At 64.2% G+C, this 9,206-nt stretch carries 9 protein-coding genes and 1 tRNA gene; 8 read left to right on the forward strand and 2 right to left on the reverse strand.

All coding sequences use genetic code 11. From position 1 onward, the window contains the following. Positions 1 to 90 precede the first annotated feature (90 nt). The 3 genes from AB5Y54_RS00835 (at position 91) to AB5Y54_RS00845 (ending at position 3,047) form a co-directional block, all read left to right on the forward strand. Entirely contained in the window at positions 91 to 1,080 is a 990-nt protein-coding gene (locus AB5Y54_RS00835; protein WP_010674866.1) for a D-alanine--D-alanine ligase, read from the forward strand. Positions 1,081 to 1,270: 190 nt separating this feature from the next. Next, the gene (locus AB5Y54_RS00840) at positions 1,271 to 2,020 is read left to right on the forward strand and encodes a tRNA-uridine aminocarboxypropyltransferase (RefSeq protein ID WP_104452967.1); all 750 of its coding nucleotides are present in this window, start codon (positions 1,271 to 1,273) and stop codon (positions 2,018 to 2,020) included. A 247-nt stretch (positions 2,021 to 2,267) separates the two neighbouring features. Then, a complete protein-coding gene (locus AB5Y54_RS00845; RefSeq protein ID WP_010674863.1) occupies positions 2,268 to 3,047 on the forward strand; it encodes a TSUP family transporter in 780 nt (259 codons plus the stop codon). 52 nt (positions 3,048 to 3,099) lie between these two features. Here the strand turns inward: AB5Y54_RS00845 and AB5Y54_RS00850 are convergent, their stop codons facing one another. Next, positions 3,100 to 4,032 (reverse strand): LysR family transcriptional regulator, encoded by a 933-nt coding sequence (locus tag AB5Y54_RS00850; RefSeq protein WP_104452966.1) that lies wholly within the window; start codon positions 4,030 to 4,032, stop codon positions 3,100 to 3,102. A gap of 51 nt (positions 4,033 to 4,083) precedes the next feature. After that, a complete protein-coding gene (locus AB5Y54_RS00855) occupies positions 4,084 to 5,001 on the reverse strand; it encodes a DMT family transporter (protein WP_041215090.1) in 918 nt (305 codons plus the stop codon). A gap of 178 nt (positions 5,002 to 5,179) precedes the next feature. Here AB5Y54_RS00855 and AB5Y54_RS00860 point away from each other — a divergent pair, with 178 nt between their 5' ends. The 5 genes from AB5Y54_RS00860 to AB5Y54_RS00880 all read left to right on the forward strand — a co-directional run bounded on the left by AB5Y54_RS00860 (position 5,180) and on the right by AB5Y54_RS00880 (position 9,101). Next, positions 5,180 to 6,067, forward strand: coding sequence for a helix-turn-helix domain-containing protein (locus tag AB5Y54_RS00860; RefSeq protein ID WP_042016580.1), 888 nt, complete (start codon positions 5,180 to 5,182; stop codon positions 6,065 to 6,067). A 62-nt stretch (positions 6,068 to 6,129) separates the two neighbouring features. Next, a complete protein-coding gene (locus AB5Y54_RS00865; protein ID WP_256094327.1) occupies positions 6,130 to 6,252 on the forward strand; it encodes a hypothetical protein in 123 nt (40 codons plus the stop codon). A 76-nt stretch (positions 6,253 to 6,328) separates the two neighbouring features. Further along, entirely contained in the window at positions 6,329 to 7,963 is a 1,635-nt protein-coding gene (locus AB5Y54_RS00870) for an ATP-dependent endonuclease (RefSeq protein ID WP_104452965.1), read from the forward strand. A gap of 106 nt (positions 7,964 to 8,069) precedes the next feature. Further along, positions 8,070 to 8,789, forward strand: a complete 720-nt coding sequence (locus AB5Y54_RS00875) for a hypothetical protein (RefSeq protein ID WP_010674858.1) — start codon at positions 8,070 to 8,072, stop codon at positions 8,787 to 8,789. 235 nt (positions 8,790 to 9,024) lie between these two features. Continuing rightward, positions 9,025 to 9,101: transfer RNA gene (locus tag AB5Y54_RS00880), tRNA-Met, on the forward strand. The last annotated feature ends 105 nt before the right edge of the window (positions 9,102 to 9,206 follow it).

Here is a 9,206-nt window from a genome sequence, read left to right on the forward strand (position 1 = left end):
CTTATGTTCGTTTCTGGCTTCGTCCGGTTTTCATGCGGTTGGGTTTGACATGGTGATGACGAAGCCGCTTCTCCCAAGGGATCACATCTAATGAAGAACATGCATGTCTTGCTGCTGTGCGGCGGTGGCGGCTCCGAGCACGAAGTCTCGCTGCGCAGCGCCAATTTCCTCGAAAAACAGCTCGGGCTCCTGCCCGGTATCGAAGTGACCCGGGTCGAGATGTTTGCCGACCGCTGGCTCTCCGCCGACGGTCGCGAGTGCAAGCTGGGGCTGGACAAGTTGCTCTCGTTCGACAGCGTGGCCCGTCCGGTGGACTACGTGGTGCCCTGCATCCACGGTTATCCCGGTGAGACCGGCGATCTGCAATCCTTCCTCGAGCTGGCCGGCCTGCCTTATCTGGGTTGTGACGCCGAGGCGAGCAAGGTGTGCTTCAACAAGATCACCACCAAGCTGTGGCTCACCGCCATCGGCATCCCCAATACCCCCTACCTGTTCCTGACCGAGCAAGGCGAGGCGAGCCTGATCGAGGCGAAAGCGGCGCTGGCCAAGTGGGGCAAGGTCTTCATCAAGGCGGCCTCCCAGGGCTCTTCCGTGGGTTGCTACTCCGCCAGCAACGAGGCAGACCTGGTGAAGGGCATTGCCGATGCCTTCGGTTACTCCGAGCAGGTATTGATCGAAAAAGCGGTCAAGCCCCGCGAGCTGGAAGTGGCGGTCTACCAGTATGGTGACGAGCTGGTGGCCACCTATCCGGGGGAGATCTGCGTACCCCAGGACAAGTTCTACACCTATGAAGAGAAGTACAGCAGCGCCAGTCACACCGAGACCGCGCTCAAGGCCGAGGGACTGACTCAGGCGCAGGCTGACGCCATTCACGAGTACGCGCTCAAGGCGTTCCGTCAGCTGAAACTGACTCACCTCTCCCGTATCGACTTCTTCCTGACCGAAGAGGGGGAGATTTTGCTCAACGAGATCAACACCTTCCCGGGCATGACCTCCATCTCCATGTTCCCGAAACTGCTGGAGCACCACGGCCACAGCTTCGCGCACTATCTGGAGCAGATCCTGCGAAAGGCGGTCTGACGTCGCCAGACCCGGTTGCAACGGATGGTGAGTAGGGGTCTCAGGGCCCCTTTTTTCATGGGGGCGAGGCGGGCAGAACGCGGGAGGGAAGGGGGCAGGGCGCCGCCTGGCAAGCCTTGCCGCCAGGAGGGCTCGCCGTTACAATCAGCCCCCTTTTGTCCCGCCACAGGCACAGTCAGAGCCGCGTTCCATGAAGCCCATCCCCGATCACGCCGTCAACCGCCTGCGCATCTGGCGCAAGAGCGTCTCGACCCGACCCTTTCTTGCCCGTGGCGGCAGCGTGCCACGCTGCGATGCCTGCCAGCTGCGCCACGACTGGTGTGCCTGCGACTGGCGCCCGGCGCTCAAGGCCGAGGCCGGGTTCTGCCTCATGATGTATGACAGCGAGCCCATGAAGCCCTCCAACACCGGGCGCCTCATCGCCGACGTGCTGCCGGACTCTACCTGGGCCTTTCTCTGGTCGCGTACCGAACCCCATCCCGAGCTGCTGGCCCTGCTGGCGGATCCCGCCTGGCAGCCCTACGTGGTCTTTCCCGCCTGCGAAAAAGCGCCCGACCGCCTGACCGGCGAGGTGGTACTGGCTCCCGGCAAGAAGCCGCTGTTCATCCTGCTGGACGGCACCTGGCCCGAGGCGCGCAAGATGTTCAACAAGAGTCCCTATCTGGACGGCTTCCCTGTGCTCGCCATCAAGCCGGACGCGCTCTCTACCTACGGTATGCGCGTCGCCCACAGCGACGAGCACCTGTGCACCGCCGAGGTGGCCGCCTGCGTGCTGGAAGTGGCCGGGGAGCTACGGGCGGGGCAGGCGCTGCAGCTCTGGTTCAATCTCTTTAGCCGCCGCTACATGGCTGGCCGGGTAAGCCGTGCACCCGGCGAGGATGAAGCGCCCCTGCTGGAGGGGCTGGAGGCCATCAAAGCCCAGAGCCGCGCTCTGGATTAATTCTCAGCAGCCGCTACATGGCTGGCCGGGTAAGCCGTGCTCCCGGCGCGGATGAAGCGCCCGTGCTGGAGGGGCTGGCGGTTATCAAAGCACAGACCCTCTCGCACGTTGATTGATGAAAATAAGGAATTAGTTGGCTGCCATTGTTTCGTTGGCTTCATGAGCCTGTCCTCGCTAGGATAGCGACCTGTTGACTCCTTCAGGCTCCAGGCCATGCCGGGCGCCGCCAATCACACGAGGTCTATGGATGGAACTGGAACTGCTCACCCTGGTTGCCCTGTTCGGGGTGGCCCTCATCGCCGGCTTTATCGACGCCATCGCCGGGGGCGGGGGACTCTTGACGGTGCCGGCCCTGCTGGCCACCGGCATGCCGCCAGCCCTGGTGCTTGGCACCAACAAGTTGCAGAGCAGTTTCGGTTCTTTCTCCGCCACCTGGTTCTATGCCCGCAAGGGGCTCCTTGAGTGGGCCATCATCTGGCCGGCTGTCATCTGCACCTTCATCGGGGCAGCCATCGGCACCCTGGCGGTGCAGACCATCGATGCCGCCATCCTGGAGCGGCTGCTCCCCTTCCTGCTGATGGCGTTTGCCTGCTATTTCTACTTCTCCCCCAGGGTGAGCGATGCGGAGAGCCAGCGCCGCCTCACCCCCATGGCGTTCGCCCTGCTGGTGGGCGGGGGCGTGGGCTTTTATGACGGCTTCTTCGGGCCGGGCACGGGGTCGTTTTTTGCCATCGGTTTCGTGGCCCTGGCGGGTTTTGGCATGGCGCGGGCCACCGCCCACACCAAGCTGCTCAACTTCACCTCCAACATCGCTTCCCTGCTCTTCTTCACCCTGGGGGGCAAGGTGGTGTGGAGCGTGGGGCTGTGCATGGCGCTGGGGCAGTTCATCGGGGCGCGCATGGGCTCCAAGCTGGTGCTCAAGAAAGGGGTGAAGCTCATCAAGCCGCTGCTGGTGACCGTCTCCCTGGTGATGTCCGCCAAGCTGGTGTGGAGCCAGTACCCCGAGCTCTTTGCCTGGCTGGGCTGAGCCGGTACCCCCCATGACGAGGGCCCGATCGCAGATCGGGCCCTCTTGCGTTTCAGCCCAGTGCCGAAAGTTGCCGGAAATGGGCTTGCAGCGCCTGCACCAGGCGGGCAATGCGATCGCGCTTGAGGCTGTTTGGCCGATAGACCAGGTGGAGCGGGCGGCCCAGTCCCGGCAGGGGGCGTGCCTGTGTCCCCTGCTCACCCACCAGCGCCAGCAGGCCGGCGGGCAGGAGCACGGGGCCAATGCCTGCCTTGGCCAGCTCGATCAGCGCCAGGTAGGAATCGAGCTCCATGGCGGGGATAAGCCCGAGGGCGGCCAGGGGCTCGCGCAGATAGCGGTTGGAGGGGTTCTCCAGATCCATGGTCAGGATCTTGCGCACCTTGCCCTGCATCCCCTGACTCACGTCGCCTTCAGCCAGTTGCTTGCTGGTCACAGTTTCTTGCAAGGCGCTCTGGTGATCCGGCTGTGCCGCCTCATCCAGAGCGTCCCCCACCAGATAGAAGGGCTCCTCCAGCAGCCGTTCGGCACACAGCCCATGGCCAGGCGGCAGGCGGCCGGCGCAGATCCCGAGCAGGGCATCCCCGCCGCGCACCCGGGCCAGAATGACCGGGGTGTGGTGGGTAGAGAGGGCAATGTGGGGATCCCGTTCAAGGTAGGCGTGCATGAAGCGGGCGAGGTAGCCCGCCAGCAGGGTTTCGGAGCAGGCGATGGACAGAGGGGTCTGATCCGTGAGGGTCTGGCTGTCCGCCAGCACCCCCTTCATTTCGGCGAGGCTCGGGGCTACCCGGGCGAGCAGCTCACGGGCCTGGGGAGTGAGGCGGATATGACGGCCATCCGGCTCGATGAGCTTCTTGCCAAGGCGCTGCTCCAGCTGGGCGATGCGCTTGCTGACCGCCGACTGACTGATATAGAGGCGGCTTGCAACCTTGGCCATGGTGCCCTCGCTTGCCAGCAGGCAGAGTGTCTCCAGCCCTTCCAGTAACATGCGTCCTCCCTCCTCGTGTGTTGGACGCGGTTACCTTAGGGGCTGGTGGCATCAGGGGCAAGTACCGTTTGCGGCCCTTGATAGCGGCCAGCGCCACGCCTTGACGGGGGGCGCGAAGATCACCAGGTTGCCGATGAGACTCACCACTACGCCGACGATGGAGACCGTCTGCCAGACAAAGCCTTCATAGAAGGTGGAGAGGGTGAGGGCCACCAGGGGGAAGAGCACGGTGGCGTAGGCCGCCTTGCTGGCACCGATGCGCCCCACCAGGGTGAGGTAGGCGGTGAAGGCGATGACGGAGCCGAAGATGGCCAGATAGACCATGGCGGCGAGGTAGCGCGGGTCGGTGGGCAGGGTGAGTGACTGACCGAGTACCGTGACCCAGCCCAGCAGCAGCGCCACGCCGTAGACCATGCCCCAGGGTACCATCTGCAATACGTGATAGCCCTGGCGCTGTCCCCGGGCGGAGACCAGGTTGCCCAGGGAGAAGCAGAGGGTGCCGGCGCAGGCAAAGAGCAAGCCCTTCCAGCCGTTTGCACCCAGTTGCGCATCCGCCAGCACCGGCCAGAAGAGCAGCAGGGTGCCAAGCAGCCCCAGCAACGATCCTTGCAGCCAGCGCAGGCCCGGTCGTTTACCCTCGAACAGCCAGAGATTGAGGCCGTTGAAGATGCTGGCGCTGGCGAAAATCACCGCCGACAGGCCGCTCGGGATATAGAGGGTGGCGTGGTAGAAACAGAGGAAGTTGGTAGAAAAGAGCAACGCGCCGAGCAGGGCAGCATAACGCTGGCCCGCCCAGGGCAGTCGCGGAAACTTGCCGCTCACCGTGAGCAGGGCGAACAGGGCCAGGGCCGCCAGGGCGAAACGATAGAGCACCGAGACCTCGATGGGGATGGGGCCGAGCTGCCAGGCGATGGCAATCCAGGTGCTGCCCCAGATGAGGACGGTGGAAACATAGAGCATCAGATTCATGGTGTGATCCCATCAAGAGAAGATGATGTGATCAGCATGAACCGGGAGGCGGGGCGCCGGCTTGCACCATCTTGCGGTTTTTTCAACGGAGGCGCAGCCTTTGACCATGAGGCGCGATAAGATGGCGACAGGAAAGGGGCGGCAAGTGCCAGAGAGGGACGCAAGCGTGCAGCATGCCATGCAGCAGACAAGACAGGCGGGGGTCTTTGATGCCCTGGTGAGCACCGGTGCCAGACTGGAGGACTCCTGCTGGCTGGAGCCCGGGCTCGGGGTGGCGAGCTGGTGCAACCGCTACGATCAGACCCGCTACCACAAGCCGGGCAACCACACCATCAGCGTCTACCTGCAGGGGGGCGAGCAGACTGAGCGGCTGGACGGCCCCGGTGGCCATGGCGGTGCGGGCAAGGTGTGCATCATGCCGGATCACCACAGATCCGAGTGGCTGGTGCGCGAGGAGTTTCGCTTCTTCCACCTCTACTTCACCCCCGCCCACTTCACCCGTATCGCCGAGCAGGCGTGTGACAAGGAGGGGCGTCATCTGCAACTGGAAGACAAGACCTTCATCGACGATCCCCAGGCGGCGGCCCTGGTGCAGGGGCAATTGATGAAGCTGGACTGGCAGCACGGCATCGATCGCATGGCGCTCTCCCACGGTGCCTGGATGCTGATGCTGCACGCCTATCGCCATCACACCCGCGAGGCCCCGGCGCTGCCGGAGGTGCGCGGCGGCCTGGCCCCCGCCGTGGTGCGCCGGGTGCAGGAGTATCTGCAGGCTCACCTGGCCGAGCCGGTCACTCTGGGAGAGCTCGCCCGGGAGGCGGGTCTGAGCGAATACCACTTCGCCCGGATGTTCGGGCAGAGCCTGGGCTGTCCGCCCCACCGCTACCTGCTCGGGCTGCGGCTCAAGCGGGCCAAGCAGTTGCTGGCGGGAAGCGAGCCTCTGGCCAGCATCGCCGCCCAGTGCGGCTTCTCCTCCCAGGCCCATTTTGGCAACCGCTTTCGGGAGGCGTTCGGCCTGAGCCCGGGCCAGTGGCGAGCCCAGTTGTCATTCTCCTGTCACAGATAACCCTGAGACTCTGGGCAAAAGAGGTGTACCCTCTGTCTCTTATCCATTGAAAGGAATGCCCATTGAATCATCGCAAACGTCAGACCCGCACTCGCCATCTCTGGTTCAACCACTGGAATGCCCCCCTCTATCGCGCCACCCAGCCGACGCCGCCCGAACCGCTCGTTCCTCACAGTTCCCGCTGAAAACGCCTTAACCCGATAGGATTTTTCCGGCAACTTTGCCACTATTGCGCCATCAGGATGGACTGGATATGGCCGCATGTTTCTGGAACGCATTGAAGTCAAAGGTTTTCGCGGAATAAATCGCCTCTCCCTCGGGCTGGACAACACCACTGTGCTCATCGGCGAAAACGCCTGGGGCAAATCCAGCCTGCTGCGGGCCCTCTGGTGCCTGCTGGGGGATGCCGAGCCCTATCAATTTGGTCAGGATGATTTTCACCGGCCCGAAGATCCCGAGCTCGAACCCTCGCGCACGCTGCAACTGGTGCTCACCTTCAGCGAGTATCGTCCCCAGATGTGCCAGCACTCCCGCCGTCTGGCCCGCCTCGGGGCGGCCTGGATCCCCCACAAGGACAAGTTCCACCGGGTGCATTATCGTGCCAGTGCCGAGTTGCAGGACGATGGCAGCGTGCTCACCACCCACGACTTTCTCGACGGCATCGGCAAGAGCCTGGCCATCGACAACAACGAGGCGCTGGTGCGTCTGCTCATTACCATGAACCCGGTGTTCAGGCTGCGGGATGCCCGTACCGCCCGGGAGGGCATCGAGCGGCTGCCCTGGGGGGATCTGTGCGAGCAGCGGCTGGACGAGCTGGCCGGCAAGCTCACCGACGAGCCCCAGCGCATCGGCGAGCCTGAACTCAAGGAGGCGCTGCAGGCGGTGCAGCAGTTGATGGAGCACTACTTCAGCGCTTTAGCTCCCATCAAGCACAAGCCTCGCAGCCAGCGGGATATCGTCAATCGCCCCATGACCCTGCGCAATCCCGGCAACCTGCAGGTGCTGCTGCGCAATGCGGACAACCGGGCGCTGCAACTGGCTATGGCGGGCATGGCGGCCATGCTGCTCCACGCCCGAGGCAACCGGGAGCTGGAGGAGGGGGCCAGACCCATATTGATGCTGGAAGACCCAGAGAGCCGCCTGCATCCCACCATGCTGGCCCTGGCCTGGGGTCTGCTGGAGCAGTTGCCCGGCCAGAAGCTGCTCACCACCAACTCGGGGGACCTGCTCTCCTCCTTGCCCCTCAATCAGGTGCGCCGTCTGGTGCGCCGCCAGCAGGACATCCTTTGCCATCAGTTGGGAGGGGAGCGCTACAGCAGCGACGATCTGCGCAAGATTGCCTTCCATGTGCGCATCAACAGGCCCATGTCGATGTTTGCCCGCTGCTGGCTGCTGGTGGAAGGGGAGACCGAGATCTGGCTGCTCTCGGAGCTGGCCCAGATCTGCGGCTACAGCCTGCGGGCGGAGGGGGTGCGTATCATCGAGTTCGCCCAGTGCGGCCAGGCTCCCCTCATCAAGGTGGCCCGGGACTTTGGCATAGAGTGGCACCTGCTCACCGACGGTGACGAGGCGGGCGCCAAGTATGCAAGCTCCGCCCGCTCCCTGCTCAAGGGGGAGCGTGAGCGGGATCGGCTGACCCAGTTGCCGGCGGCAGACATAGAGCACTACCTCTACCAGAACGGGTTCGAGGGGGTGTTCCGGCGTGAGGCGGGGGTCGGGGGGCGCTCCACCCTCAACGCCGGGCGCGTCATCGCCAAGGCGATCCACCATCGCAGCAAGCCAGGCATGGCCCTGGCGGTGGTGGAGGAGGCGGAGCGCCTCGGCAGCGAGCACATTCCCCCTGTGCTCAAGCAGATGTTTGCCCGGGTGGTCGCCCTTGCCCGGGGACAAAGCTGACCGGCGACGTTGGGAAGACGGGGGGAGTTTGGATATACTCCCTGCCTCTTGTCCTTCCTTACCCTGTGATGGGTGCACCCGCACCCGGACTGCTGCCGGAGACCCTATGTTCGTCCAACTTCCTTTTTGGCTCTTCCCCCTGACCGGTCTGATGGCCCTGGGAGCCCTGATCGCCGTGGGGCTCGTCCTGTGGCGCGGGGATCTCTGCCCGGGCCAGCGCTCGCGGATCACTACCCAGCTCTTCTCGGTCTGGGTGATCACCGGGCTCTCCCTGATGCTGGCGGTGGAGGCCAAGGTTGCGGGCTGGCTCATCTGGAGCGGGGGGGCCGCCCTGGTGCTCGGTATCGTGCTCTCCCTGGTCCAGTCTCGCCTGGAGGGCAAGCGCGCCATCCCCGCCACCCTGCTATGGTTGCCCGCCATGCCGCTCGCCCTCTACGGGCTGGGTCTGATGCAGATCCAGGGCTGGCTCGGCGGCCTGCTGCAGATGGTGCTGCTGGGGTCGGCCTTTGCCCACCTGATGCTGCTACGTGCCCGCCACCGCCTGCAAGCCTTCAATCTGCTGCTGCCCCTGGCGGGGCTGGTCTCCGCCATCCTGAGTCTTATCTGGCTGGCGGTGCTGGTGGGTTGGCAGGGGAGCAGCGCCGGGCTCGACCCGCTGATCCCCGGGGTAGTGACCCAGGCCGGCCTGCTGGTCGCAGCCCTGCTGCTCTGGTTCAGCCCCATCTACCGTCAGCAGGAGACGGCCCCCGTGGTGGTCTCCGTGACCCTGTGCGGCCTCATCATCGCCCAGATTGCGGCGACCAGCGTGTTGCACCAGCTCGCCTGATCCCGGCGCATCCTCCCGCCCGCACCTTGTTGTGCGGGCTTTTTTTATGGCAAAGAGGGGCAAGTCGGGGGGAGCGCGGGGAGGGGCCTGAGGGGCGAGAGATCGCTAGCTGCCTGAAAAAACTGCGATTTGTTGCAAAAGAGCGCAGTATGTGACGGTTTAATCCCCGAATAAACTTTTTTTAGGATATTTACTTGCAATCTCAGCGTTGGCGCCTATTATGGGCGACCTCTGACGCGGGGTGGAGCAGCTCGGTAGCTCGTCGGGCTCATAACCCGAAGGTCGTCGGTTCAAATCCGGCCCCCGCAACCAACCATTTGTATTCATGGCAAGCGCTAGCGCCTGCGGTGGAAACGAAGACAGCAAGAAGCAACTGCTCTGCTTTTTGTGGTGGCAATACAATTCGGACGCGGGGTG

Origin of the sequence: Aeromonas sp. s9, assembly GCF_040907765.1 — a bacterium.
In the GTDB taxonomy this organism is placed as follows: domain Bacteria; phylum Pseudomonadota; class Gammaproteobacteria; order Enterobacterales; family Aeromonadaceae; genus Aeromonas; species Aeromonas caviae.